General features: G+C 39.5%; 27 protein-coding genes and 1 riboswitch. Of the genes, 12 read left to right on the top strand and 15 right to left on the bottom strand.

Features of this window, described 5'->3' with window-relative positions:
* Positions 1-66: 66 nt before the first annotated feature.
* The 3 genes from MKX55_RS04730 to MKX55_RS04720 form a co-directional block, all read right to left on the bottom strand.
* Complete coding sequence (locus MKX55_RS04730) at positions 67-705, bottom strand: HAD family hydrolase (protein ID WP_339236457.1); 639 nt, start codon at positions 703-705, stop codon at positions 67-69.
* A 108-nt stretch (positions 706-813) separates the two neighbouring features.
* The gene (locus tag MKX55_RS04725; RefSeq protein ID WP_339236455.1) at positions 814-1284 is read right to left on the bottom strand and encodes a peptide-methionine (S)-S-oxide reductase; all 471 of its coding nucleotides are present in this window, start codon (positions 1282-1284) and stop codon (positions 814-816) included.
* A 77-nt stretch (positions 1285-1361) separates the two neighbouring features.
* Complete coding sequence (locus tag MKX55_RS04720; RefSeq protein ID WP_339236453.1) at positions 1362-1952, bottom strand: GNAT family N-acetyltransferase; 591 nt, start codon at positions 1950-1952, stop codon at positions 1362-1364.
* A gap of 500 nt (positions 1953-2452) precedes the next feature.
* Between MKX55_RS04720 and MKX55_RS04715 the strand changes: the two genes are divergently transcribed.
* From MKX55_RS04715 to MKX55_RS04705, 3 genes are all read left to right on the top strand, one after another.
* Positions 2453-3061 carry an NADPH-dependent FMN reductase gene (locus MKX55_RS04715; RefSeq protein WP_339236451.1) on the top strand — a complete coding sequence of 203 codons (609 nt, stop codon included), beginning with the start codon at positions 2453-2455 and terminating at the stop codon, positions 3059-3061.
* Positions 3062-3079: 18 nt separating this feature from the next.
* On the top strand, positions 3080-4267 hold the full coding sequence (locus tag MKX55_RS04710) for an NAD(P)H-dependent oxidoreductase (RefSeq protein WP_339236448.1): 1188 nt from the start codon (positions 3080-3082) through the stop codon (positions 4265-4267).
* A 175-nt stretch (positions 4268-4442) separates the two neighbouring features.
* The gene (locus MKX55_RS04705; RefSeq protein WP_339236446.1) at positions 4443-5384 is read left to right on the top strand and encodes an FAD:protein FMN transferase; all 942 of its coding nucleotides are present in this window, start codon (positions 4443-4445) and stop codon (positions 5382-5384) included.
* 145 nt (positions 5385-5529) lie between these two features.
* Here MKX55_RS04705 and MKX55_RS04700 read toward each other — a convergent pair whose 3' ends face one another.
* Positions 5530-5739: a hypothetical protein gene (locus MKX55_RS04700; RefSeq protein WP_339236444.1), complete on the bottom strand. Its 210-nt coding sequence runs from the start codon at positions 5737-5739 to the stop codon at positions 5530-5532.
* A gap of 149 nt (positions 5740-5888) precedes the next feature.
* Between MKX55_RS04700 and MKX55_RS04695 the strand changes: the two genes are divergently transcribed.
* The gene (locus MKX55_RS04695; RefSeq protein ID WP_193063980.1) at positions 5889-6806 is read left to right on the top strand and encodes an AEC family transporter; all 918 of its coding nucleotides are present in this window, start codon (positions 5889-5891) and stop codon (positions 6804-6806) included.
* A 152-nt stretch (positions 6807-6958) separates the two neighbouring features.
* Here the strand turns inward: MKX55_RS04695 and MKX55_RS04690 are convergent, their stop codons facing one another.
* The 3 genes from MKX55_RS04690 to MKX55_RS04680 all read right to left on the bottom strand — a co-directional run bounded on the left by MKX55_RS04690 (position 6959) and on the right by MKX55_RS04680 (position 9794).
* Entirely contained in the window at positions 6959-7381 is a 423-nt protein-coding gene (locus tag MKX55_RS04690; protein ID WP_339236441.1) for an NUDIX hydrolase, read from the bottom strand.
* Between the two features lie 12 nt (positions 7382-7393).
* Positions 7394-8305, bottom strand: a complete 912-nt coding sequence (locus tag MKX55_RS04685) for an aminoglycoside phosphotransferase family protein (RefSeq protein WP_339236439.1) — start codon at positions 8303-8305, stop codon at positions 7394-7396.
* A 67-nt stretch (positions 8306-8372) separates the two neighbouring features.
* Positions 8373-9794 carry an MDR family MFS transporter gene (locus MKX55_RS04680; RefSeq protein WP_339236437.1) on the bottom strand — a complete coding sequence of 474 codons (1422 nt, stop codon included), beginning with the start codon at positions 9792-9794 and terminating at the stop codon, positions 8373-8375.
* Between the two features lie 188 nt (positions 9795-9982).
* On the opposite strand from MKX55_RS04680, the gene MKX55_RS04675 reads away from it, so the two are divergent.
* From MKX55_RS04675 to MKX55_RS04665, 3 genes are all read left to right on the top strand, one after another.
* Positions 9983-10279: a TIGR04104 family putative zinc finger protein gene (locus MKX55_RS04675; RefSeq protein ID WP_339182791.1), complete on the top strand. Its 297-nt coding sequence runs from the start codon at positions 9983-9985 to the stop codon at positions 10277-10279.
* Positions 10280-10492: 213 nt separating this feature from the next.
* Positions 10493-10690 (top strand): DUF2188 domain-containing protein, encoded by a 198-nt coding sequence (locus MKX55_RS04670; protein WP_042532101.1) that lies wholly within the window; start codon positions 10493-10495, stop codon positions 10688-10690.
* A 66-nt stretch (positions 10691-10756) separates the two neighbouring features.
* Positions 10757-11242: a hypothetical protein gene (locus MKX55_RS04665; protein ID WP_339236435.1), complete on the top strand. Its 486-nt coding sequence runs from the start codon at positions 10757-10759 to the stop codon at positions 11240-11242.
* 75 nt (positions 11243-11317) lie between these two features.
* Here the strand turns inward: MKX55_RS04665 and MKX55_RS04660 are convergent, their stop codons facing one another.
* The 5 genes from MKX55_RS04660 to MKX55_RS04640 form a co-directional block, all read right to left on the bottom strand.
* Positions 11318-12538 (bottom strand): 5-methyltetrahydropteroyltriglutamate--homocysteine S-methyltransferase, encoded by a 1221-nt coding sequence (locus MKX55_RS04660; RefSeq protein ID WP_339236432.1) that lies wholly within the window; start codon positions 12536-12538, stop codon positions 11318-11320.
* 429 nt (positions 12539-12967) lie between these two features.
* Positions 12968-14104, bottom strand: a complete 1137-nt coding sequence (locus MKX55_RS04655) for a 5-methyltetrahydropteroyltriglutamate--homocysteine S-methyltransferase (RefSeq protein ID WP_339236431.1) — start codon at positions 14102-14104, stop codon at positions 12968-12970.
* A 110-nt stretch (positions 14105-14214) separates the two neighbouring features.
* On the bottom strand, positions 14215-15135 hold the full coding sequence (locus MKX55_RS04650; RefSeq protein WP_339236429.1) for a LysR family transcriptional regulator: 921 nt from the start codon (positions 15133-15135) through the stop codon (positions 14215-14217).
* 99 nt (positions 15136-15234) lie between these two features.
* Positions 15235-15642, bottom strand: coding sequence for a DUF2569 family protein (locus tag MKX55_RS04645; RefSeq protein WP_339182785.1), 408 nt, complete (start codon positions 15640-15642; stop codon positions 15235-15237).
* A 195-nt stretch (positions 15643-15837) separates the two neighbouring features.
* Positions 15838-16362 carry a GNAT family protein gene (locus MKX55_RS04640; RefSeq protein ID WP_339236426.1) on the bottom strand — a complete coding sequence of 175 codons (525 nt, stop codon included), beginning with the start codon at positions 16360-16362 and terminating at the stop codon, positions 15838-15840.
* A gap of 454 nt (positions 16363-16816) precedes the next feature.
* On the opposite strand from MKX55_RS04640, the gene MKX55_RS04635 reads away from it, so the two are divergent.
* A complete protein-coding gene (locus MKX55_RS04635; RefSeq protein WP_339236424.1) occupies positions 16817-18688 on the top strand; it encodes a beta-glucoside-specific PTS transporter subunit IIABC in 1872 nt (623 codons plus the stop codon).
* Positions 18689-18851: 163 nt separating this feature from the next.
* Here MKX55_RS04635 and MKX55_RS04630 read toward each other — a convergent pair whose 3' ends face one another.
* The 3 genes from MKX55_RS04630 to MKX55_RS04620 form a co-directional block, all read right to left on the bottom strand.
* Complete coding sequence (locus tag MKX55_RS04630; protein WP_339236421.1) at positions 18852-19559, bottom strand: ABC transporter permease; 708 nt, start codon at positions 19557-19559, stop codon at positions 18852-18854.
* Entirely contained in the window at positions 19556-20404 is an 849-nt protein-coding gene (locus MKX55_RS04625) for an ABC transporter ATP-binding protein (RefSeq protein WP_339182778.1), read from the bottom strand. Before MKX55_RS04625 ends, MKX55_RS04630 begins: the two co-directional genes overlap by 4 nt.
* A 111-nt stretch (positions 20405-20515) precedes the next feature.
* Positions 20516-21568 carry a LytTR family transcriptional regulator DNA-binding domain-containing protein gene (locus MKX55_RS04620; RefSeq protein WP_339236418.1) on the bottom strand — a complete coding sequence of 351 codons (1053 nt, stop codon included), beginning with the start codon at positions 21566-21568 and terminating at the stop codon, positions 20516-20518.
* A 113-nt stretch (positions 21569-21681) separates the two neighbouring features.
* A riboswitch (TPP riboswitch) is annotated at positions 21682-21795 on the top strand.
* A gap of 134 nt (positions 21796-21929) precedes the next feature.
* Here MKX55_RS04620 and thiW point away from each other — a divergent pair.
* From thiW to thiE, 4 genes are read left to right on the top strand one after another with little or no spacing between them, the layout of a single operon-like run.
* Positions 21930-22394, top strand: a complete 465-nt coding sequence (gene thiW, locus MKX55_RS04615) for an energy coupling factor transporter S component ThiW (protein WP_339238426.1) — start codon at positions 21930-21932, stop codon at positions 22392-22394.
* A gap of 33 nt (positions 22395-22427) precedes the next feature.
* The gene (gene thiD / locus MKX55_RS04610; RefSeq protein ID WP_339236417.1) at positions 22428-23249 is read left to right on the top strand and encodes a bifunctional hydroxymethylpyrimidine kinase/phosphomethylpyrimidine kinase; all 822 of its coding nucleotides are present in this window, start codon (positions 22428-22430) and stop codon (positions 23247-23249) included.
* The gene (gene thiM / locus MKX55_RS04605; protein WP_339236415.1) at positions 23239-24024 is read left to right on the top strand and encodes a hydroxyethylthiazole kinase; all 786 of its coding nucleotides are present in this window, start codon (positions 23239-23241) and stop codon (positions 24022-24024) included. The genes thiD and thiM overlap by 11 nt, the downstream gene beginning before the upstream one ends.
* A complete protein-coding gene (thiE, locus tag MKX55_RS04600) occupies positions 24014-24634 on the top strand; it encodes a thiamine phosphate synthase (protein ID WP_339182770.1) in 621 nt (206 codons plus the stop codon). The genes thiM and thiE overlap by 11 nt, the downstream gene beginning before the upstream one ends.
* Positions 24635-24653: the final 19 nt, after the last annotated feature.

The following is a 24653-nucleotide window of genomic DNA, read 5'->3' as shown; positions in this document are numbered from 1 at the left end:
TCTCCCTTCAAGAAAATAAATAACCTGTTTGTTAGATAGAAACTATTTAACAATCATTTCTTTCTTCTATTTTTTTAACCATTCCAGAAATTCATTCACGTTGTTTAGCAGCAGGTCTGGTTGAACACGAAATTCTAACGTTTGATAATTTGGCAGCCATTGTACTCCGATTGTATATACGTCTGCTTGTTTACCGGCCTGAATATCCGCATCGCTATCCCCTAAAAATACAGCCTCCGTGTTTTTTATGTGCAGCTGTGCCAATGCCTTGTTTAATCCCTCTGAATGAGGTTTGGGCATCGTAACATCATCACCTGTTATGATTACATCAAACAAATCATTCATTTGAAGACAATCTAAAGATATAATCAGACTTCTTCTTGCTTTCCCTGTTACAATCCCTAATTGATATCCTTCTTTTTTTAAAAATCGGAGCAAATCGTTTATTTCCTCATTTTCAACAACAAGCTCTCGATGCTTTTCACTATATTTATCATAATATAATTCAATTGCTTCATCCTGATTGGAGTCCAGCAGATTTTCTTTGATGATTCCAGTTTCCGAAGGGCCGAACATCGCCTTTACTTCATCGGAGGTGACCTCCTTATTGTCAAATTCTTTAAACACAGCTTGAAACGCGTAGAAGCAAACCGGCAACGTATCAGCAAGCGTCCCGTCAAAATCAAAAATAATTGCTTTCATCATTCCACACCCTTTATCATTATATTTGCATTCTGCGTTCTCTAAAAACGCTTCTTCTCTATTTAGCGTACCACCCAACAGAGACCGTAAACCATTTTTAAGTATTTTCCCTTATTTATATTTACTTAACATTTCTTCTGGGATATGGCAATAATCATTTGGACATCTATCCAGCCTGTCTTGATGCTCCGCTGCACTTTTCACATAATTGGTAAGAGGCAGTACTTCAACTACGATACGTTCATAATCATCCCTATTCCTAAGAAACGCCGTCGCCTCTTTTAAATGCTCCGGACTTTCACTATATACTCCTGTTCTATATTTCTCGCCAACATCCTGCCCTTGTTTATTCAAACTGTAGGGATCAATAATCTCAAAAAAATATTCCATTAATTCCTTAACCGTTATAACCTCCGGATCAAAGCCTGTTTTTACACACTCGGCGTACCCATCATAGTCCCCGTCAAGTGTATGACTTGTTCCATTCGCTCTTCCTGCTTCTGTGAACGTAACTCCAGGTAATGTTTTTATAAAAGCTTGTACTCCCCATAAGCATCCGCCTGCAATATATACTACTTCCATTTTGATTCTCCTTCTGTTTAAACACCAAGAATTTTATACATATCGAGTCAGACCATTTTTCCTGACAAGATATCGTGTTATTCCTCTCTGCATAATGCCGAAACATCTTCCCAGCCATAAGCTACATCCTCTACCAGCATTCCTCCGACTTCATTTTTCCTGAGAAGATACGCCTTGCCTCCCATACTTTCGTAGAAACCAAGCCCGGATTTATTTTGTTCCATCACCCATACCATCATCGAATTCACGCCTTGTTTTATCAAATGCTTAGCAATGGCCGAAACCAGCTGCTTTCCTGTCCCTAATCCTCTACTTTCCGGTAATAAATAAAGCGCGTATAGCTCTCCGTCAAATTTGTCGTTATCCAAACCTTTTCCTGCTGCAAAGCCTATTGTTTTCTCTTCTTCATTAACTGCTATATAAATAAAAGGATTATTTTCACTACTTAAAAATGATATCCATTTTTGCTCTGCTTCTCTGTATGTTAAACTGTCCAAATAATTATCCGGTACGAAACCTTTATATGTAGTTTTCCAGCCATCAATATAAACTTTAGCTATGGATTTTATATCTTCTTTACTTGCTTTTCTAATCTGCAACAAATTCACTCCTTGTATTACATCGCCTTTATGTAGAACTAATTTAATCGTTAAATTAAGAACAATCATTCACACACAAAAATATATATCATTTATTTCTCTATAAAAAGTATGCTTGCAAACTATTGAACTAATTTTAGCAATCAGAACCTCTTTTCACAAGTTGATAAATATTGATAATTATAATGCTTTTATTATAAAGTGAAGCTTTATTCATGTTCCCTCTCCTTGTATCCTGCTACTGTTGATTTTAATTTTATGAAACTCCCCCATAATGTTTCAAAATAAAAAGGAAGGGTATATCAAAACTATAATGTTTTCTATCTACATATAAGCGGTAAAATGACCAGATTAAAGAAAGCGTTCTCAATAAAATATAATACGAGCCATTACAACCATTCTAAATATTATTTTATACATTATCTTAGCACTATCTATTATACTTTTAAAATAAATCTTATAATTTAAAACATTTCCTCACATCCTCTTGTATTTCCTGCTTAAACATATTATAATTAAATTGTGATTTAATTCACATTCTTTTTTCTAAATCAGAAAGGAGCAATAAAATGAAAAAATTTCTAAGTATTCTAGGAACAAATTCGGATTATTCTACGAATCGTATTTTACTGCAATTTATTCAAAAACATTTTGCAAATCAAGCTGAAATTGAAATTTTCGAAATTAAACATTTACCTGCTTTTAATAAGCCGGAAGACAAGACAGCACCTGAGGAAGTACAAAAACTGGCGGATAAAATCAGAGAAGCAGATGGCGTGATTATCAGTTCACCGGAATATAACCATTCCGTACCAGCCATTTTAAAAAGCGCGTTAGAATGGTTATCTTATACAAATCAGGCATTAATTGATAAGCCTGTTATGCTGACTGGAGCTTCCTATGGAAGATTAGGATCTTCCCGTGCACAAAGTCATTTGCGGCAAATGCTTGATGCACCTGAATTGAAAGCACGCATTATGCCAAGTTCTGAATTTTTGATTGGTTATTCGTTACAGGCTTTTGATGATAATGGCACGTTAAAAGACCCACAAAAAATAGAAGAACTTGAACAAATTTTTAATGATTTTATACATTTTGTGGATATCACGAATCAATTAGTCAATGCGAATGAAACGCATCAGAAGCAAGCAGCAAACTTCTCATGGGAGACCAATTAATTACTAGGGGGTATATTGATGAAACTTGTTGGAATCGTAGGATCTAATGCTGAATTTTCTTATAATCGCATATTGTTAAACTTTATCGCAAAAAATTTCAAGAAATTAGTTGATGTGGAAGTACTGGATATTAAAGATGTCCCAATGTTTAACCAATCAGATGATCAAACCAATAGTGAAGTGATTCAAAATTTAAATAATAAAATTATGCAGGCAGATGGCGTAATTATTGCTACACCGGAATATAACCACTCCATCCCATCGGCATTACAGAGTGTCTTAGAATGGTTATCGTTTAAAATACATCCGCTTGATGAAAAACCGGTGATGATTGTGGGAGCTTCTTATGATGTCCAGGGATCTTCACGGTCTCAGTTACATTTGCGGCAAATATTAGATGCACCTGGAGTAAATGCTATCGTTATGCCAGGTAATGAATTTCTATTAGGGGAAGTCTATGATGCATTTGATGAAGATGAAAACCTGAAAGATGCGCAGACAGCCCAATTCTTAGAAACGTGTATCAAGAAATTTATCCGTTTTATCAATGTGGTCAAGGTTATCCATGCACCTGAAGGAATGCAGGATGTATCCGATACAGAGGATTTATATGCTACCGGAGCAATTGATACGACAGTGGAAGGCATCGATATGTCCGCCGATGACTGGCTGGAACAGGCTGCCGAAGCAACCCAGGCCGTGGAAGGCAATACGTATGTTAAATTAAATCGCGGGCTTTTAACAGTCAATCAGCTCAATCATTTCTTGAATTCCATGCCTGCCGAATTGACTTATGCAGATAGTAATAACCAATTCTTATACTATAACCACACCATGGAAAAAGAAGATATGCTGGCAGGACGCAGACCGGAACAAGTGGGAAGCCCATTAGCAGAATGTCACCCGGAAAGAGTATTTAGCGGCGTTTCCTGGGTCATTCAGCAATTACGTACCGGAAAACAGGATGTCGTACGGACGCAGGTTCCTACCCATGGACCAGATAAATTTGTTGTCCACAGTTATCAGGCCGTACGTGATGATGAAGATAATTATATTGGCATCAATGAATATGTACAAGATATTCAGCCAATCATTGACTGGTATTTAGAACAAACTGGCCAACAGTTAACCGGAGGCGGTGTCGATGCCGTATCCGGAGCGACTTCGAAAGTAGATACCGTAGCTGGAGCAACAGTTAAAAGCTAAAGATTGTTCATGAAAAAGAGGTCAACACGGCCTCTTTTTCAAGTGCTGTCTCAAGCCTTTATTTGATTTATAGACGATGCTGCTGCAGAATGATTCTTCATGAAAATCGAAGCTATTTTCTGACAGGTATCCTTTCGTTTTATTCAACGTATTCTAATGCAAAAGGGTGACAAGTATGACAATGCAAACGCGTGAAATACATAGAATGGGGACAATTATCCAATTATCTGTTCAGCATGACTATGCAGATTTTATTTTGGATGAATTGATTCTTCGATTAACAGAATACGAGAAACGTTTTAGTGCGCACGATGCAAGCTCAGAGCTGATGGAAGTAAACCAAAATGCAGGGATAAAGCCGGTAAAGGTTAATCCGAGCTTGTACCAATTGATCAAAATCGGAAAGAAACACAGTACTCCGGCAGACAGTGCGTTAAACATTACCATCGGTCCCCTTGTTCAAGCTTGGCGCATTGGATTTGAAGATGCGAATGTTCCCTCGCCGAAAACCATTGCATCTTTGCTCAGCAAAACAAACGCTGAAGACATTATTCTTAATGAGGAAGAACAAACCGTATTTTTAAAACACACGGGGATGTTTATTGATTTAGGCGCCCTGGCAAAAGGATTTATTGCCGACCTTCTGATCCAGGATTTGGAATCGATGAACGTATCGGAAGCCCTGATTAATTTAGGTGGAAATGTCATCACTCATGGAAATTCTCCAAATCATGCGGATGGCTATTGGCGCATCGGCATTCAACACCCGCTCCTGCCGCGCGGGAAGTATATCGCTGTGTTAAACGCTCTAAACCAATCTGTGGTTACCTCTGGCATTTATGAAAGAAATTTCACGAAGGATAACCAGACATACCACCATATTCTGGATCCCCGCACCGGCTATCCAATTGAATCAGAAATTGCCGGATTAACCATTGTATCCAAAAAATCAGTCGATGGCGAAATATGGACAAGCCGTTTATTTGGAAAGTCTCCCCGCCAAATTATTGATGCGCTTGATGCGTTAGAGGATATAGAAGGCATTGTTGTTACGATGGATGGGGAGATGTGTTATACCGAATCTCTTAAGCCGTATATTAGTGAAGCTGTTTCCTAATATTTTTGATCGAGTAAGGAACCTGTTAAGTTCTCTCAATCGGATAAACCAGCTTAACTTTCATGCAAATACGAAACCACGCTAGCTTATTCCAATTTTAAAATAAGCTAGCGTGGCTTTTAACTGTCGAAAGATTGCAATCCATCTATTTTACAAAACGCTTATAAATAAATATAAACAATAAGATAATAATAGAACAGCCGAAGATTCCTGCAGCCAGCATCCCAAGCCCTATGCCATACCAAGCATTAGCTGCTGCGGCTACGACAAAACTCGCAGCAAATATCAGAATGGCAATCGAAAAACTAATGATCGATGGCAGATAGGCTTTACCAGCATAATGCAGAAGGTACACACTTAGCAGACTCATTAGTAATATATAATTTTTACTTATTCCAAAGGATAACTTTTTGATATTTTCCTTATCTTTCCTTTCATGATAAGATAAAGCCATATTTAGTAATGGCGCAATTCAACTATGAAACATTTAGGATGAGGTTTGAAATGTTTATTTTTATTTTATTAGACGTGATATTTCCCATATTGATATTGACCCTGGTCGGTGCCCTTTTACAGAGAAAGTTTCAATTTAATCTGAAACAGATATCTACACTGATTACATATTGCTTAATGCCAGCTGCTGTATTTGTGAATATATATCATATCAATATAGAAATGGATATATTTTTTCAAATAATCTATTACATCATCCTTTATAGTTTAATTCTGATCATTGTAAGTCACATCATTGCCAAACTATTAAAATTAGATAGAGAAGAAAGCGCAGCTCTAAAAAATAGTATTTCGTTAATGAACTCTGGCAACTACGGCTTGCCGGTAAGTCAATTAGTTTTCAGCAGCAATCCTTTAGGGTTTTCGATTCAGGTTTTCATTCTTATTTTCCAGAATCTTTTAACATACTCTTACGGAATTTATAATTTATTATCAGCAACCAAATCAATCGGAGGGATTATTCAATCCTTTCTTAGATTGCCAGTATTCCACGCATTGCTATTAGGGATGCTGTTCCAAGGATTTTCCATTCCCATTCCTAATTCGATTATGATACCGCTTGATCAGCTTGCCGATGGTTTTGTGGCTATTGCCCTTTTATTACTGGGAGCACAATTATCTAATATTAAGCTGCATTTTTTCCATCGGGTCATTACATGGTCTTTGATTGGAAGACTGGTGATGGGACCATCGTTAGCACTGGCTGTTATATATCTGCTGAATATTGATGGAGTCGTTGCTCAATCCTTATTTATCGCAAGCTCTTTTCCGACTTCCAGGAACACATCAACGATTGCGATGGAGTATCAAATCAAGCCGGAATTGCACGCACAAATCGTTTTATTTTCAACACTTTTTAGTATTATTACGGTAACTGTCGTGATTTATTTGTCTTATGTTTTGTTTTGAATTATTATGTAAACAGCATTAATATTAGATAATTTGAGAAGCCGTAATAGGAAGCAGTTACGGCTTTTTAGTTCCTATATAAGGTTTTCAGCTATTATTATCTAAACAATAAAAAAGAGCATAGCAACATCGAATCGCCATACTCCATCTTATTACTTCTCCACACCCTGAAACGTATAAGGAACAGCCTTTTCCAACAGGCTTCGAATCCCCGTTTTATGATAAGGCATCCATTTATCTGCTTCATCTATACTCATCCATGCGGTATCCGCAATTGTTTCTGTATCTTGAATGGAAATTCCGCCGCCAACCACCTTAGCCATAAACGTAAAAAAGATGGTGTGGTGATTGAATCTTTCCATAAACGCTTCATTCACAGCAAGAATGTCTTCCGCTTCAATCGTTAAACCGGTTTCTTCTCTCGCTTCACGGATAACCGCTTCTGTTAACGTTTCTCCTGCCTCCACTGCCCCGCCAGGCATCGACCAATTATCATGCTTTATATTCTGCACCATTAAAACCTTCTCTTCTGCCTCGTCTAAAATCAACGCATAGACCACATCTACTCTTTCCATCTTCATCCTCCTCTATTCCATCGCTTTTTCTAACAGCGAAGCCGCATAATCATCCATTCTTTCTATCATTACTTCCTCCGTAATATCCGTTTTCCCAAAGTCTTCCCAGCCAGGATAAACTTCCGGCTGTCCTTCTAACACATCCATTAAGGAAACAATATCCCAATAAACATCATAGGAGAAATGACTCCCCATCTTCTCTTGATAAACTGCCAAAAAAGTATCTGCAGCTGTTACACCATAAAGCATGGCAAGATTCCAGCGGCAATGTCCCACATCCACTCCAGTATGACCTAAGCAGCCATTGGCCCAATCCACCACACCGCTCACCTCAGCATCCTTCCAAAGTACATTGGCTGGGTGAAAATCGCGATGAATAAACACCGGTGTATAGCTCGGTTCTGGACGCAACACAACCTTTTTTAAAGCCTCCCATACTTCAAGCTTCCTTGACCAGGCCGGAATTTCAATTTCACCCGCTTTTTGATAACGTTCATGCTTCCATGGAAAATGATTTATTGTATTGTGGTGTATCTGAGCTAATGCTTCTGCAAGCTGATTCAACCATGCAGCTTGATTCGCCGGCAATATATCTACCTTGCCTTCCATTTTGCTCATTAAAAGGAGCGGTTTGCCGATTATTTTTCCTTCTGGATCAGCTGAAATATATAGCGGTGTTTCAATAGATAAAGATGCTGCTGCTTTTAGGCTGTCTGCTTCTTGTTTGATTTCTTTTGCTGTAAACTGGCTCTTTTCGTATTGCCGTAATACCAGTTCTTTCATTTCACCAGTCGGCAATTTAAGGTTTATTGCATACATCGCAGCTGTGGTGCTTCCTTTCAATGAATAAATATGATGAATAGCTGTTTCCTTTGGAAAGTGAGAAACAATCCAGTTCTTTAATCTTTCAGGAAGTTGAACCATAGAACCTCTCCTTTTCTATTAAAAAATCCCCGCTACTTCCAAAAAAGCAAACGAGGATTTTTATTAATCATGATACATTATTTTCTCTGTCCATCTTCGCCTGTTCAACAGGAGATGGATCGAATTTGATAAAGAAATAAGCAATTAACGTACATAAAGACAGCACAGCAATCACGCCAAAGGCTACATTCACCCCGAAAATATCCGGACGGACAATGTTTTCACTGCCTTCTGTCATCGTAGCCGCAGATGTCATAATCGTTACAAGGATCGCAGTACCCACAGAAGCTGCCACCATACGCATCGTACCGTCTAATGCAGCACCGTGCGGAATAAGCTCTCTTGGCAGCTGGTTTAATGCCGCTGTTTGAATCGGCATCATAATCAGTGCAAATCCAAACATACGTACAGCGTACATTACAATTACAAAAGTAAAGGTCGTTTCAACATGAAGGAACATAAATGGAACGGTCGCTAACGTCACAATAATAAGTCCTGGCAGCACGATCCATTTCCCGCCGACCCGGTCAAAAATCCTGCCGATAATCGGTCCCATAATACCTGTAATCAAAGCACCCGGGAGCATCGACAGCCCAGCTTCAAATGCAGTGAAGTCCCGCATATTTTGCATATACAGCGGAATTAAAGTCTCTGATCCAATCAGTCCCATAAACGTAATTGAACCAATAAAGACACTGAATGGGAAGATAGCATACTTAAACACTCTAAATTCAAGCATTGGATATTTCAGTTTTAACTGGCGCAAAATAAATAGAATCAGAGAAAGAATACCGATAGCTAAAGTTATCAGTGTAATCGGTGCTGCCCAGCCAAAGTTTCCGGCATTGGTTACCCCATAAAGAATTCCGCCAAATCCAAAGGAAGATAGAATTACAGAAAAGACATCAAACTTGGTCTTCTTCACTTCCGTTACATTACGTAAGGCAAAGAAAGCAATAATAATATCAATAATAGCGATTGGTAAAATAATATAAAACAGTACACGCCAGGAATAATGCTCTGTTACCCAGCCTGAAATAACAGGTCCAATTGCCGGTGCAAAGGAAATCACCAGACCAATTAATCCCATCACGGATCCTCTTTTATTAATCGGGAAAATCAATAAAAACACAGTTGTCATTAATGGCAGCATCACGCCGGCGCCAATAGATTGAATGACTCTGGATATAATTAAAAATTCAAAATTCGGGGCCATTCCGCCAATTAATGTTCCCACAGCAAACACACTCATTGCTGTCAAAAAGAGCTGCCTCGTTGTAAAACGTTCAATTAAAAAAGCACTGACGGGGATCATAATCCCATTTACCAGCATAAATACCGTTGTCAGCCACTGTGCACTGTTCGGCGTCACACCCATTTCATTGATAATTGGCGGTATCGCTGTAATCATCAATGTCTGATTTAAAATAGAAATAAAAGACCCAGCCAGCAAAAGCGCCACAACGGTCGGTCGATGTATTTGATTCATCTATCTGTATCCCTTCTTGCAGTTAAATTTGTATTTTGATTCTCGAAATAATAAACAGCTTACTATAGATTAAAGGAAAAGCGAAAAAGATGCTAGCTTTTTTTCTTATCCTTTTTGTTAAGAAATGAAAAGTCATTTTTCCATATGTTACAATTTATATATATTACCAGCTGAGAGGAGTAATGATAATGCCAACGTGTCAGCACTGTCACCGAAAATGGACGTGGAAACAAACCATGAAAGTAACCACTACCTTAGATACCGCATATAGTTGCCCTTATTGTGGGGAAAAGCAATATGCCACAAAAAAATCGAGAATACAGTTTTCCTTTTTAATGATTATTCCGTTAGCTGCCCTTCTTCTAAACTTTTTTAATATACCTTTTTGGTTTATTTTCAGCTGGCTGATTTTAGGAAGCATTATTGTTCTTAGCCTTTTCCCTGCTGTATTAAAACTGACAAGTACAGAGGAAGTTTTCTTTTGACTTTATACACATTACGACATTTCAAGCTGAAGAAAATGAAATCACTATTAGAATCGACCAGGCGTCTGCCCATCCATGCTTCCATATCAATATTTCAATCCCCCATAGTATCCTTCACAGGAAGAAATGATGAAATTTCTCCGTATAGCATGTTTTACTTACTCCAACTGAGGGTAAACCTCCCATAAGATCGTAATAAAGGAGTTGGGCAAGATGAAAACATTTAGTGTCGTACCGGATGCAAATGAAACAAGCTGGTATGTAAAACTGGAAGATGTCGCACCGGAAGAAGTATATGGATCAAAAGATGATGCGCTTTCTGCTGCAGAGCAAATGGCGAAAGAGAATACACCAAGCAAGGTGGAAATCAGAGACAAGGACGACAACATCCAAGAAGAAAAACGATTCTAGGATTTTTTATGTTTTGACCGTAAAACAACAAGTTTATGAATTCGATAAAGAAAGGAGAGGTAGACAATGGAAAAAAACAACAAGTTTGGATTACTAATAGGGGCTGGAGCAATAGCTGGTATCTCCTTCATCCTGCTGAACCCGAAAACAAAAAGTAAAGTAAAAGATACTTCCATGAATGCGAAAAATTCTGTTGTGTCATATACTCAAAAAATTAAAGATGATCCAAATGGTACGAAACAATATCTAATAGAAAATGCGAAACAAACACTATCAAGTGCACAGCAAGCACTGGAGAAAGTACAAAACGTTTGGGCTAATGAAGGCCAGGAAATAAAAGAAACAGCTAAAAATATTGTTGAAGATACAAAAGAACTTGGTGACCACGCAAAAGATGTACAAGAAGGGATGAAAGATGCTAAATCCGATATTGATGAAGCAAAAAACACTGCAGTGAAAACAGGAAAAAAGATGAAGAAAGATAGTAAATCGAATAGTTCCTCAAACGATACTGATCATCATGTATTAGATGAACCCATTAACAAAATGTAGAAAAGGAAGCGCTCGGAGCAGCGCTTCTTTTTCTACATTTACGTTAGATGGATGCTTTTATTAAAAATTGGTTAATCAGAAAAAATGTGTAGATGAGGATACATCACTTTGTTTGGAGATAGGCTGGATTCCCTCAGCCTGCCTATCTCCAAACATATTTATTTTCCCCCAAACTTCCTCAGCAACTTCCCTTACTAAACGTAATTTAGCCCATTGCTGCTCTTCCGTCAGAATATTTCCTTCTTCTGTTGAAGCAAAACCGCATTGTGGACTGACACATAAACGCTCAATCGGCACATATTTCGAAGCTTCTTCAATACGTTTCTTGATTTGGGCTTTATCCTCCAGCTCCGGAAGCTTGGAAGAGAATAACCCCAATACCACAAGCTTATCGTCACTAACGTTAACGAGAGATTTAAATCCGCCGGCACGCTCGGTATCAAACTCTAAATAATATGCTTTTACTTTTTCTTGCGCAAATAGAATTTTAGCGATGGTGTCATAAGCACCTGAAGAAGCCCATGTAGAATGATAGTTTCCGCGACAAACATGTGTTGTAATGATTAAATCCTCTGGATGGTTTTCAATCGCTTTATTATTTAAATTCACATAAAGCGTTCCGATATCTTCTACATTTGCTCCATCATGACGGCTTGCCCAATAATTTTCATCAACAAGCATTCCCCATGTACAGTCATCTACTTGCAAGTTTCTGCACCCTGCTTCATATAAATCTTGGATAACGGTACGATATGCCGCTGCAATATCTTCTGCCAATTCATTCTGATTCGGATAAAGCTGATTGGTTATTTCTACATTTTCCGGGCGTTGCAGCTCTGCTAAAAATTGTGCCGGAGCAGGAATGGTCTGTCTTGCCACGGCTTCCTCATCGGCAAATTGCTGTATAAATTGGAAATGCTCGACAAACGGATGATTTTCTCCGCTGATTTTTCCAGTTAAACGGGCTGTTTCTGCACGTGTTTCTTCGCCTTGAAATTGATAGCCCTTTTTAATATCCTGCTTCTCTACCCCCTGCAGTCCCCACATAAAGTCAAGATGCCACCAGGAACGACGGAATTCTCCGTCTGTAATTGCTTTTAAGCCGACATCTTTCTGCTTCTGAATTAAATCCTTGATTGCTTCATCTTCCACAGCTTTTAGATCCTGCTCAGAAGTACTTCCTTTAGCAAAAGCTTCACGGGCTTCCTTTAATTTCTCCGGTCTCAGGAAGCTTCCTACATTATCAAAACGGAATGGTGTTTCTGCACGTACGCTCTCTTTGCTCGCTACTGTCATTACGAATCTCTCCTTCGTTTCATTGGTTGAGATTAGTCTATCACAGAAAGCTTACTATCAGATAACACCTAAAATCTATCGTTTGTTATAGTTTTTTTCTATATCGATACGGATTGTTCATAATAGCTTGTTAGTAAAAAAAGCTATTATGAACGATTGCGGTGCTGTCATTTAATCACAAAAAATAATCCATCCTTGAGCTTAGCGACCAAGGTGGATTATTTCCGTTAACATGCTGACCCTTAAAAGGGAGCCTTGCTATTGACTTACCGTTCGTGTGACAGCACGGACGGTATTTCTATTATATTTACTTCTATACTTATTATACCCTATTTTTTGATTTTTAAAAGTTCTTTCAAATAACTCGTGAACACTGCATCTCCGAACAGAGACAGACTGGAGGCTCCAGCCTGTGCACTAGTTCTTCTTTTATTTCCCCCAAACTTCCTCAGCAACTTCCCTTACTAAACGTAATTTATCCCATTGCTGTTCTTCCGTCAAAATATTTCCTTCTTCCGTGGAAGCAAAGCCGCATTGCGGACTGACACATAAACGCTCAAGCGGCACATATTTCGAAGCTTCTTCAATGCGTTTCTTGATTTGGGCTTTATCCTCCAGTTCTGGAAGCTTGGAAGAGAATAATCCCAATACGACAAGCTTATCGTCACTAACGTTAACGAGAGATTCAAATCCGCCGGCACGTTCGGTATCAAACTCTAAGTAATATGCTTTTACTTTTTCTCTGCCAAATAAATGTTTGGCAATGGCATCATAGGCCCCGGATGAAAACCATTTAGAATGGTAATTCCCTCGGCATACGTGGGTGGTAATGATTAAATCCTCTGGTTGATTTTCAATCACTTTATTATTTAAGTCTACGTATAATGAACCGATTTCTTCTATATTCGAATCATCTTCACGGCTGGTCCAGTGGTTTTTACCGACAAGTCTTCCCCACGTACAATCATCCAGTTGCAGATTCCGGCAGCCCGCTGCATATAAATCCTTGATAACCGTTCGGTAAGCTGCAGCTATATCCTCCACGAATTGATTCAGGTCTGGATAGATACTTTTCGTCGTTTCTGCATTATCCGGACGCTGGGATTCAGATAAAAATTGCGCTGGAGCGGGAATCGTCTGTCTTGCCACGACTTCCTCATCGGCAAATTGCTGTATAAATTGAAAATGCTCGACAAACGGATGATTTTCTCCGCTAATTTTACCAGTTAAACGAGCTGTTTCCGCACGCGTTTCTTCGCCTTTAAATTGATATCCTTGATTAAGCTCTTGCTTCTTCACCCCTTGAAGTCCCCACATAAAATCAAGATGCCACCAGGAACGGCGGAATTCTCCATCTGTAATTGCTTTTAAGCCGACTTCTTTCTGCTTCTGAATTAAATCCTTGATTGCTTCATCTTCCACAGCTTTTAGATCCTGTGCCGAGATGCTTCCCTTTGCAAAAGCTTCACGGGCTTCCTTTAATTTTCCCGGTCTCAGGAAGCTTCCCACATTATCAAATCGGAATGGTGTTTCTGCACGTACGCCCTCTTTGCTCGCTACTGTCATTACGAATCTCTCCTTCGTTTCATTGGTTGAGATTAGTCTATCACAGAGATCCCGATATCAGATAACACCTAAAATCTATCGTTCAATATAGCTTTTAACTATATCAAGGGCTACAGCAAACTTTGTCTTTCTTCTTCAATACTGGACTGTAAATAGGCAATATAGGTTTGCGCCATTGGGCTGAGCTCAATATCTTTATGAACGATATAGCCAACATGAATGACTTCATCAACCTTCAACGGAACCGCAATAATATTATCTCCATTCAGCCTCTGACTGATAACTCCCGTCGATATCGTATAACCATTCAGGCCAATCAGCAGATTAAACATCGTTGCCCGGTCGCGGACATGAATATTTTTCGGTCGGGTCAGCGTGCTTAAAATCTCCTCTGAAAAATAAAATGAATTATAATCCCCTTGCTCATACAGCAAATAAGGATACGGCTCCAAATCCTCCAGCGTCACATACGCTTTCTTCGCCAATGGATTATCCCCGCTGATAAACACATGGGGTGTTGCCTCAAATAAACGGTGAAAGGCTAAATTTCCTTCTCTTAAAAATTTACGGATAATCTGCTCATTAAAATCGTTGATATACATAATCCCGATTTCACTGTTTAAATTTTTAACATCCTCGATAATTTCATACGTCCTTGTTTCCCGAAATGTAAAATCATATTCGTCCCGGTCATAATCTTTTAACAGGCGTACAAAGGCACTAACCGCAAAAGCATAGTGCTGCGCAGATACAGCAAAATGATGCTGCGGCGCTGCATTGTTAGAATAACGGTTTTCCAGCAATTCCGCCTGTTCTAAAACCTGTCTGGCATAGCCTAAAAACTCAGACCCTTCTTTGGTCACGTGGATTCCTTTGTTTGTACGCGAGAATATTTTGACGCCGATTTCCTTTTCCAATTCCTTTAACGCATTGGATAAGCTCGGCTGACTGATAAATAAAGCTTGGGCTGCTTTGGAAATCGAACGGCTTCTGGCTACTTCAATCACATATTTTAATTGCTGTAAGGTCATTTCTTTCTCCTTCCTCTGGTTTAATTTTTCCGTTTACTAAACCACAACATCCTAGCAGCAACGCGGACATTCTATGCACACTTTGCTGCTAGAATCACATCATTGGGTAAACGTTGCCTTGACTCGTTTAGATCTGATAAAATAGCCAATCCAAATAAGGTTAATTAAGATAGCGCCCCCGGGCATTTCTCCTTCTACAAATATAGCAGGTATGTTCGATAAAATATTGATACTATAAGCTGTTATCATTAGCTTTGGTAATATTTGTTTCCTTTTGATCCATGTATAAATGATAAATAGATAAAAGAAAAACAGAATGATGCTTGTTATGTATACAACTAAACTGTAAGTCCCTAAAGAAGCAGGATTGACAGCGATGACAAGTAATACTACCGAAATGATACTGAACAAAATCATAATTGCCGGAATAATAAGCCATCCTGCAACGATTGCATAACGAGAATCAGTTTGAAATGCTGACTGATGTTCTTCCTTTTTTTCTTCCACTGCTACGTCCCCTTCTTTGCTCAATTAAAATAAATATAGCAAATTCAGGATATTCCTTCAACTGTGTATTAGACTGCTCAACTCTTTTTAGATTTTCTTATCCATCCTTCCTTTGGTATGTGTTTTCTATAAAACGAAACTTCACTCAGGGAGAGTTTTACGGATGGTTCTTCTCGATAAAAATATCGATTTATATCACGTTAAAAATAATTGGTACGCATACCTCTCTCCATTCTCAAAAGGAAGCTGGATGATTCCCTTGAACTTAAATCCCGCTGACAGAATAACATGCTGCATTGCCCGATTTTTTGGATGTGTATCGATCCGGATTTCCTTGATACCCTTTTCTTCACACATAAACAGCAGCAGCTTCATAAACATTTTTCCGTAGCCCTTCCCGTTAATGTCAGGGTTAATAGCGAATTTATGAATGGTCGCATAGTTATTCTCCTGTGATGTATCCCAATCCCCATATCTTATGGAGGAATAAGCCGGCTCTTCTTCATTCGTTATGATTGCTGTACCGATAATCTGCTCATTTATCGTAAATAGATAATTATTTCCTTTTTCTACCTCCCTTCTTATGTCTTCCTCTTTCGGCGTATCTTCATCAGACCACTGTGGTGATCCAGATGCAGCCAGTTTATTTCTGGCACGGTTAATTATTTGCATCATACCTTCAACATCCTCGAGCGTTCCATTTCTCATTTCCATGTTCATGACAGCACCTGCTTTTATTATTTTTACATTTTCTTCGATGGCTTTCTAAGCGTGGAGAAGACAAAATGTATCTTTTATTTTAAATTATACATCTGTTTTATTTATTTCTAACAATAATTGCTCCCTTGTAAATATACAATCCCAAAAACGTACTGCTGCGCCCTAAATATACCTGTATAATTTCCCGATTCAGTCAGTTGACTTCTTCTCCCTCCTTTGATATATTATCAATGTTATAAAAATTAAAACCGCATACATGATTTAAAGGAATGTAACCTTTAGAGGGCATAACCTGACAAGATAAAGCACGATTCGTGCACTTTATTTTGTCGGGTTTTTTTATTGGATATAACTTACCTTTCACATAGAAGCAGGAGAAGACGTCCAAACTATATAAGATGTACGCAGCTTTTTATCGAACGTTACATTCTAAAATATACAAGGAGGAATACAAATGAGTTACGAAAAACTGGCAAAAGACATCGTGGAAAACGTTGGCGGCGATAAGAATATTAAAAATGTCGTCCACTGTGCCACACGATTAAGATTTCAACTCAGAGATAACAAGAAAGCAAACAAACAGGTACTTGAGGAAATGGACGGAATACTTAGTGTTGTCCAGAGCGGCGGACAATACCAAGTCGTTATCGGCCCGCATGTATCTGAGGTGTATAAAGAAGTTGCCAAAAATACAAATATTGATAATAAGCAGGATGATAGTAATGATGACGGCGAAAAAGCGAATTGGGTAGCGCAGGTTTTTGATGTGATATCGGGAACGTTTTCTCCTTTATTAGGAGCGCTTGCCGGAGCAGGTATGTTGAAGGCTTTGTTAATCGTATTAACGATGACAGGGGCACTCAGTGAAGAAAGCAGCACCTATTTGATTTTATCAGCTGCCGGAAATGCCATATTTTATTTTCTTCCTATTTTTATAGGTTTTACCCTCTCTAAGCGTTTGGGCGCCAACCCTTATGTAGGCGCATCCATTGCGGCGGCATTATTAGAGCCTAATTTAACTGGTTTAATTGACAGTAATGCATCCTTTTTAGGAATACCAGCCATTGTAGTAGACTATTCTTCTACGGTATTTCCTATCTTTATTGCCATTTTAATTTATGCTTTACTTGATAAAGGCCTAAGGAAGATTATTCATAAAGATTTACAAATGTTCTTAGTTCCTATGCTGTCATTAACCATTGCTGTTCCACTAGCTGTATTGATTTTCGGACCATTCGGAACTTATGTAGGGGACGGTATTGCAGCAGGTATCGAATTCCTTATTGAACGAAGCGGATTATTAACTGGGGCAGTTTTAGGTGGAGCTTGGTCCTTCCTAACGCTATTCGGCTTGCACTGGGGGATTGTGCCAATTTCCATTCAAAATCTGGCAACTGGCGGAGATCCGTTAACACCGATGTTTGGAACGGCGGTTTTTGCACAAATTGGTATCGCTCTTGGAATTCTGATCCGTGCCAAGGATAGAACATTAAAAGGACTTGCCGGTTCAACTATGCTTCCTGGCGCTCTCGGCGGTGTAACAGAGCCAATCCTTTACGGCCTCATTCTGCGCTATCGAAAAACAATTATTTATCTGCTCGCCGGCGGTATTATTGGCGGTGCCATCAATGGTGTACTGGGATCTGTAGCAGTTGCTTTTGCTTTTCCAAGCTTCTTATCGATACCAGCATTCTCTCCTATTGGAACGTACTTGGCAGGAGCATTGACTGCATTTGCGATTGGACTGGTATTAACATTAGTTTTCGGGTTTGAAGTAAAAGATAAAAAAACATCTGGCAACGAAAAAGAACATAATACATCTGTAAATACAGGTGAATCACAGCCAACACAGAAACCCGAACAATTAATCGAACAAGAATCTATCGCAAGCCCATTAACAGGTATCGTCAAACCTTTAAGCGATGTAAACGATCCGGCCTTTTCTTCGGAAGCAATGGGCAAGGGAGCTGCAATTGAGCCGACAGTCGGCGAAGTAGTATCTCCAGTGAATGGCGAGATTTCCGCTATTTTCCCAACCCATCATGCTGTTGGAATTACATCGGAACATCAGGCCGAGATTTTGATTCATGTTGGTTTAGACACGGTACAGCTAGAAGGAAAACACTTTGAAGCGCTGGTGAAGCAAGGAGATACTGTGAAACAAGGCGACACGCTAATCCGCTTTGATATTGAAAAAATCAAAGAAGCAGGATTTGATGTAACAACCCCTGTTATTGTCACGAACACAGATAAGTTCACAGACCTTATTGTAACGGATGATGTAGAAGTAAAAGCGAATGAAGATTTTATTCGGGCAATTGTATAAGTAAGAAGCTGGTAATCCTCCAAACTCCCGACCTTCCTTTAAGGCCGGGAGTTTGGAGGATTTTTCCAATCATAAAAAGAAAAAGCCATTAGTGAAGAACTCCTCTCGCTCTTCAAATGACTTTATTATTTGAAACATATTTACTTCATCTTTCATAACCCGGTTAATCCATCATTCGCTTCTTAAATGTAACGGCAGCCAACACTACCATCGCTATAGCCCATGCACCAATAATGGCAAAGGGCTTCCATAATTCACCAAACCCAGCTCCTGCATCTTCCAACTCTACAATTTCCTGCAGCTGAAGCCCTGGTGTATATTCTAATATTTGCAAGAAAGCATATTGCTCCGCAAACATAATAAACATATTTCCCATCCCAAATATAAACATTACAGGCAGGATATATACCGATGCTTCTAACACGCTTCTCGTGATTAAGCCCATCCAGGTACCTAAAGCAATAAAGAAAATCAGGGACAGAACAATTCCAGCCATTAAACCGATTCTGCCGGTGAAAGAAAAATCCATGATAAACATACTGATCCCCGTTACAATCACGGTAATCAGAATCGTTACTGCACTTTTACCTGACAATATCTCGGTTAATGTAGCCGGAGAAAGCATCAGACCGCGCAATGTATTTTTCTCTTTTTCTTCTGCTATCATCGCACACTGCAGGAAAGTACCAACTAACGCAAGCGACATGCTGATAACAAATAAATGCATCTCTATTGTTACATTATCCATTCGACCATATATGACGGCAAAGATAAGTGGCATCAGCGCAGTGGACGAAACATACATATTTCGATATAAATCTTTTAAATCCTTTTGAAAAATGGCCATAAATCGTTTTACAGAAAATGTCATACCAATTCCCTCCCAGTTACTTCAACGAAGATATCTCCTAATGTTGGTTCCTTTGTATAAATACGTTCCACCATTTCCCGGGAAATATATTGTTGAATTTCCTCAGCACTTGATGGCTTGAGTGGAAGCTCCAATTCTCGTCCGTCTTTCAGTTCGATCCCAATAATCTCTTCCCGATACTGTTTTTTTAGCTGTTTTGGTTCATCTAAAAGCTGGACAACCCCTTTATTTAAAAAGGCTACCTGGCTGCATAGATGATCTGCTTCCTCCATATCATGCGTGGTCAGAAAAATAGTCGTTCCCTGTCGATTCAGTTCTTTTAAACCGTTATGAATATGTTTTGAGTTCGCAGGGTCTAATGCCGATGTCGGCTCATCTAAAAATAATAACTCAGGCTTATGCAAAAGTGTTCTTGCCAATAATACGCGCTGTGTCATTCCTTTAGACAGCTTAGCAACCTGTGTTTTTTTCTCCGAACCTAAATTAACTGCTTCCAGCGCTTCATCGATTCGTTGTAAAGACGTACCGTATAAATCTGCATACAGCTTTAAGTTATCATAAATGGTCAGCCGCGCATATAAACCGCTATTATCCGTCACAACTCCAAAGCGTTTTCGATATTCCGGTGTATTTAACTTAGAAACAGGTTCTCCAAAAACCTTCGCTGTCCCTGCTGTCGGTCTCATTTGCCCTGTTAAGATTTTGATAGTTGTTGTTTTCCCAGAACCGCTCGGGCCTAAAAATCCAAATGTCTCTCCTTTTTTCACCTGAAAGGATACATTGTTTAATGCTTGCTTTTTACCAAAAATCTTCTCTAAAGATATCACTTCAATCATATTCTCCATCCCTGAAACCTCCTGTATCAGTTAAGTTGCCTGTGACTACAGAATAGCTTCTTTTCAACAATGGTGCAGTATATTTTCGATGAATGGAGTATATATCACATTGAATTATGCTTATTCTACCCCTAATAATTCTTTCAGCTCGTTCAACTTTGATTTCGATAATGGAACCTCAGAGCTTTTTTTATCTACAAGAGATAAGCTGTAGCTGTTTCTTGTCCAGGTAATCACTTCTCTTATTTTTTGAAGATTCACAATATAGGAGCGGTGACAGCGAAAGAATCCTTGATGAGACAACCGCTGTTCCAATTCTTTTAAGGTAAGACCTGTAGGGAACCCCTCTCCTCGAGTATACAGATAGGATTGTCCATCCTGACTTTCGATATAATCAATCTCCTGCGGATCAAATAAAATAATTTTATCCTCTACTTTTGCGGAGATTTTATTTAGCTGGAAAGTTTGCTTTACTTGAATCGCTTCTTCCACTGTTTCTTCTGCATCTGTTTCAGTGGAAGTTAAACGTTCATTCTCCTCTGTTTCCACGTCCATTTGCTGGATTCCTTGCTCATCTAAACGGTAGACCGCATCCGCAATGGTGACAGCACTCTCCGTGCTTGTTGTTAAAATCAATACCGCTTTTTGCTGTTTCTGCAGAAATTCGACAAATTGATGGAGGACCCGTTTCGTTTCTAAATCGACATTGACCTCAGGCTCTTCGAAAATCACAACCTCTGCTTCCTGCATTAAAATTCTGCCAAACTGGACACGCCGCTTTTCAGAGCGGTTGAGCTGATGCATTTTCAATCTTGCTTTTTCTTCCAGTTGAATTTGCAACAGTACTTCTTTTATAGAAGCCTTGCTTTGATATAAAGAGCCGATAAATTTCAAATATTCCTGTACCTTCAATCGTTCATAAATGCCCTCTTCATACCAGCAAACCCCTAAAGAAGAAACGTATTTCTGTCTATCCTCCTGTAATGTCTGGTGCTGAATTTGAATCGATCCATTCCGCACATTCTCTTTTCCAATAATCATCTGCAGCAACACCGCACGTATATTAACAGTGGATTGAATCGCCTTTATTTCTCCTGGTTTTACTTCTATATCTATTTTCGGAAATAAGGTCTGGTCTCCCTGACGATATTCCATTCCATTTATTCTTAACATGTTTCATTCCTCTTTCTATTGATAACATCCTTTATATGAGCTTGCAGTCTAATGATTATTTCATGACAAACCGTTGAATCTTTGATACAGTAGACTCAAAGATAATAATGAAAAGCAACTACTAGGGGAGCCCAAAATCGCGGGCTGAGAGGGAAGCATGCTTACTTTCCGACTCTTACAAACCTGATCTGGCTAATACCAGCGTAGGGAAGTAGTCAATCAACATATGATTACTCTCAGTATACCAAATCAGGCTTCTCGATAAAGCCTGATTTTTTATTTTTACAAAGTAGTTACCTTTTCATTTCCCTTAAATTTGAAGGAGATGATGGGATTGAAAAACCGCACACGCCTGTTAACAATGATGGCTGTACTTGTTGCTATCGGAACGATTGGATCACAATTGCTCTGGTTTCCTGCCGGAGTTGCCAGAGCCTATCCTGTTCAACACGCTATCAATGTTATTGCCGGGATTATGCTCGGGCCGGGTCCGGCAGTCATTGTCGCATTGATGATCAGCCTGCTCCGAAACCTTTTAGGACTAGGAACCTTGGTTGCTTTTCCTGGAGCAATGATTGGAGCTTTTGTTGCTGGGGTATTGTATAAGAAAACACAAAAATATCCAATGGCAGCTCTTGGAGAAATTATTGGCACCGGGATTATCGGCTCTTTCTTTGCAGTTCCGATAGCCAATCTTCTTATGGGAAGCTCTGCAGGAGCATTTGCTTTTATTCCGCCATTTGTTGTAAGCAGTGTCTCTGGTGCATTGATTGGCTGGCTGTTAGTCAGTCGTCTTCCGGCACGGCAGTTTTCTTTAACAAAATAATTTACTTTATTCTATCCAAGGAGGATTTTTATTATGAGTCAGGTTCGTTGTGCATTAACCATTGCCGGTACAGACCCTAGCGGTGGTGCCGGTATTCAAGCAGATTTAAAAACGTTTCAAGAGTTAAAAACCTATGGCATGTCCGTTATCACTTCCGTTGTAGCCCAAAATACGACAGGAGTCCGATCCGTGGAGCATATGCCGCTCTCCATGATTGAGGACCAGCTGGATGCAGTGATAGAAGATATGCCCATCCATGCTGTGAAAACAGGAATGATTGCAAGTAAGCAGATGATGGAATTAATCGTAAAAAAACTGGAGAAGGTTGATGCACCTTATGTCATGGACCCAGTGATGGTGGCTACCAGCGGGGATTCATTGATCGATGAAGAGGGGCGAAGCTTTTTACGTCAATACCTTCTTCCATTAACAACGGTTGCAACGCCGAATATTCCAGAGGCAGAATTCCTGACTGGCCTATCTATTACAACGGAAGAAGATATGAAAGGTGCAGCAGAATACCTTGTTCATGAATACGGTGTAGATGCAGCCTTAATAAAAGGCGGTCATTTAAAAGGACAGGCAATTGATTTTCTTTATGATGGGAAAAAAATGCATAGCTATGCGGCAGAGCGTATTGATACCAAAAATACGCATGGAACAGGCTGCACCTATGCTGCTGCGATTGCTGCTTATTTAGGGAGAGGCTATCCGCTTCCGGAAGCAGTAAAAAAAGCAAAAGCATTTGTTACTGCTGCTATTTCGAAATCCTTTGAACTAGGAAAAGGAAATGGCCCGACAAATCACTGGGCTATCCGGGAAATCAAAGAAAGGAAGGTTACGCATGAATCCTGATATTATTCAGCAAGCCAGAAATAACACACCGCTTATTCACCATTTAACTAACCAGGTCGTCATGAACTTTAATGCAAATGGACTGCTGGCTTTTGGCGGCAGTCCTGTCATGGCAAAGGAAATAAGGGAAGCTGCAGATATGGCAAAGGTTTCCGATGCACTTGTCTTAAACATCGGCACTATCTTAGAAAGCGAAGCAGATGCAATGATTATAGCAGGCAAAGCCGCTAATGAAAAAGGAATTCCTGTTGTTCTGGACCCCGTTGGCGTGGCTGCGACTTCTTTTCGAAAAGACATGGTAGAAAAGATTCTACAAGAAGTACGTCCAACGGTTATCAAAGGGAACGCAGGTGAAATTGCTTCTTTGGTTGATGCAGACATTCAATCGCGCGGTGTAGATTCTGTCGGCGAAGGAAATGTAGATGAAATTGCCGAACAAGCTGGCAGGAAATACGATACTGCAATTGTGATAACTGGAAAAACAGATGTTATCCATGCTGATCAAAAACTAATTTATAATCAAACAGGGCATCCGCTTCTTTCTAATATTACTGGATCTGGCTGTTTATTGGGGTCTATTGCTGCCGCGTGCCTGACGACTTCTTACACCGTCTCAGAGCAGCTCAGCTCCGCACTAAGCTTTTACGGACTGGCGGCTGAACATGCAGCAAAACTGCCGCATGTACATGGCCCGGGAACTTTTTTACCAAGCTTTATTGATGCCTTATCCTTTACACCGAAGCAGTTAAATGGAGGATTGGAAGATGATTTTTAACCGAGAGCTATTAAGAAAATATTTTATTATGGGAAGTCAAAACTGTCATAGAGATCCTAACGCTGTTTTAGAAGAAGCGCTTGCTGCCGGTATTACCGCATTTCAATTTCGTGAAAAAGGGACTGGATCATTGAGCGGAGAGGAAAAGCTTCAGCTTGGCAGGGAGCTTAGAGAACGTTGCCGCGCACATGATGTTCCATTCTTTATTAATGACGATATTGAACTTGCGGATGAATTGGATGTGGATGGGATACATGTCGGACAGGATGATATGCCTGTCAAAGAAGTTCGCACCAGGTTTCCAGATAAAATCATTGGCTTATCCATCTCCACACAGGAGGAACTGGATCGGAGTCCGCTTGAGCTGGTCGATTATATTGGTGTCGGCCCTATTTTTACAACGTCTACAAAAGAGGATTCAAAACAAACGGTCGGATTAGAATGGATTCATACCATCCGCGCTCAATTTCCAGATATACCAATCGTGGCAATCGGCGGCATTCAGACAGAAAATGCCCATTCTGCCATAGAAGCAGGTGCTGACGGTGTTTCCTTTATTACTGCTGTTACGGAAGCTGATCATATCAAGAAAGCTGTAGATAAGTTATAACGGACTTCTGTCATCTGCA

Origin of the sequence: Oceanobacillus sp. FSL W7-1281, assembly GCF_037969835.1 — a bacterium.
Lineage (GTDB): Bacteria > Bacillota > Bacilli > Bacillales > Amphibacillaceae > Oceanobacillus > Oceanobacillus oncorhynchi.
This window is presented reverse-complemented; position numbering and strand designations above follow the sequence as displayed.

Coding starts and splice junctions, on each gene's coding strand:
- MKX55_RS04695 (WP_193063980.1), top strand. CDS start 5,889: ATGTTTATTTTTATTTTATTAGACGTGATATTTCCCATATTGATATTG.
- MKX55_RS04690 (WP_339236441.1), bottom strand. CDS start 7,381: ATGGAAAGAGTAGATGTGGTCTATGCGTTGATTTTAGACGAGGCAGAA.
- MKX55_RS04685 (WP_339236439.1), bottom strand. CDS start 8,305: ATGGTTCAACTTCCTGAAAGATTAAAGAACTGGATTGTTTCTCACTTT.
- MKX55_RS04655 (WP_339236431.1), bottom strand. CDS start 14,104: ATGACAGTAGCGAGCAAAGAGGGCGTACGTGCAGAAACACCATTCCGA.
- MKX55_RS04730 (WP_339236457.1), bottom strand. CDS start 705: ATGATGAAAGCAATTATTTTTGATTTTGACGGGACGCTTGCTGATACG.
- MKX55_RS04680 (WP_339236437.1), bottom strand. CDS start 9,794: ATGAATCAAATACATCGACCGACCGTTGTGGCGCTTTTGCTGGCTGGG.
- MKX55_RS04670 (WP_042532101.1), top strand. CDS start 10,493: ATGAAAACATTTAGTGTCGTACCGGATGCAAATGAAACAAGCTGGTAT.
- MKX55_RS04710 (WP_339236448.1), top strand. CDS start 3,080: ATGAAACTTGTTGGAATCGTAGGATCTAATGCTGAATTTTCTTATAAT.
- thiE (WP_339182770.1), top strand. CDS start 24,014: ATGATTTTTAACCGAGAGCTATTAAGAAAATATTTTATTATGGGAAGT.
- MKX55_RS04725 (WP_339236455.1), bottom strand. CDS start 1,284: ATGGAAGTAGTATATATTGCAGGCGGATGCTTATGGGGAGTACAAGCT.
- MKX55_RS04635 (WP_339236424.1), top strand. CDS start 16,817: ATGAGTTACGAAAAACTGGCAAAAGACATCGTGGAAAACGTTGGCGGC.
- thiW (WP_339238426.1), top strand. CDS start 21,930: ATGATGGCTGTACTTGTTGCTATCGGAACGATTGGATCACAATTGCTC.
- MKX55_RS04650 (WP_339236429.1), bottom strand. CDS start 15,135: ATGACCTTACAGCAATTAAAATATGTGATTGAAGTAGCCAGAAGCCGT.
- thiM (WP_339236415.1), top strand. CDS start 23,239: ATGAATCCTGATATTATTCAGCAAGCCAGAAATAACACACCGCTTATT.
- MKX55_RS04625 (WP_339182778.1), bottom strand. CDS start 20,404: ATGGAGAATATGATTGAAGTGATATCTTTAGAGAAGATTTTTGGTAAA.
- MKX55_RS04715 (WP_339236451.1), top strand. CDS start 2,453: ATGAAAAAATTTCTAAGTATTCTAGGAACAAATTCGGATTATTCTACG.
- MKX55_RS04665 (WP_339236435.1), top strand. CDS start 10,757: ATGGAAAAAAACAACAAGTTTGGATTACTAATAGGGGCTGGAGCAATA.
- MKX55_RS04660 (WP_339236432.1), bottom strand. CDS start 12,538: ATGACAGTAGCGAGCAAAGAGAGCGTACGTGCAGAAACACCATTCCGT.
- MKX55_RS04675 (WP_339182791.1), top strand. CDS start 9,983: ATGCCAACGTGTCAGCACTGTCACCGAAAATGGACGTGGAAACAAACC.
- MKX55_RS04630 (WP_339236421.1), bottom strand. CDS start 19,559: ATGACATTTTCTGTAAAACGATTTATGGCCATTTTTCAAAAGGATTTA.
- MKX55_RS04720 (WP_339236453.1), bottom strand. CDS start 1,952: ATGATTGTTCTTAATTTAACGATTAAATTAGTTCTACATAAAGGCGAT.
- MKX55_RS04620 (WP_339236418.1), bottom strand. CDS start 21,568: ATGTTAAGAATAAATGGAATGGAATATCGTCAGGGAGACCAGACCTTA.
- MKX55_RS04705 (WP_339236446.1), top strand. CDS start 4,443: ATGACAATGCAAACGCGTGAAATACATAGAATGGGGACAATTATCCAA.
- MKX55_RS04640 (WP_339236426.1), bottom strand. CDS start 16,362: ATGAACATGGAAATGAGAAATGGAACGCTCGAGGATGTTGAAGGTATG.
- thiD (WP_339236417.1), top strand. CDS start 22,428: ATGAGTCAGGTTCGTTGTGCATTAACCATTGCCGGTACAGACCCTAGC.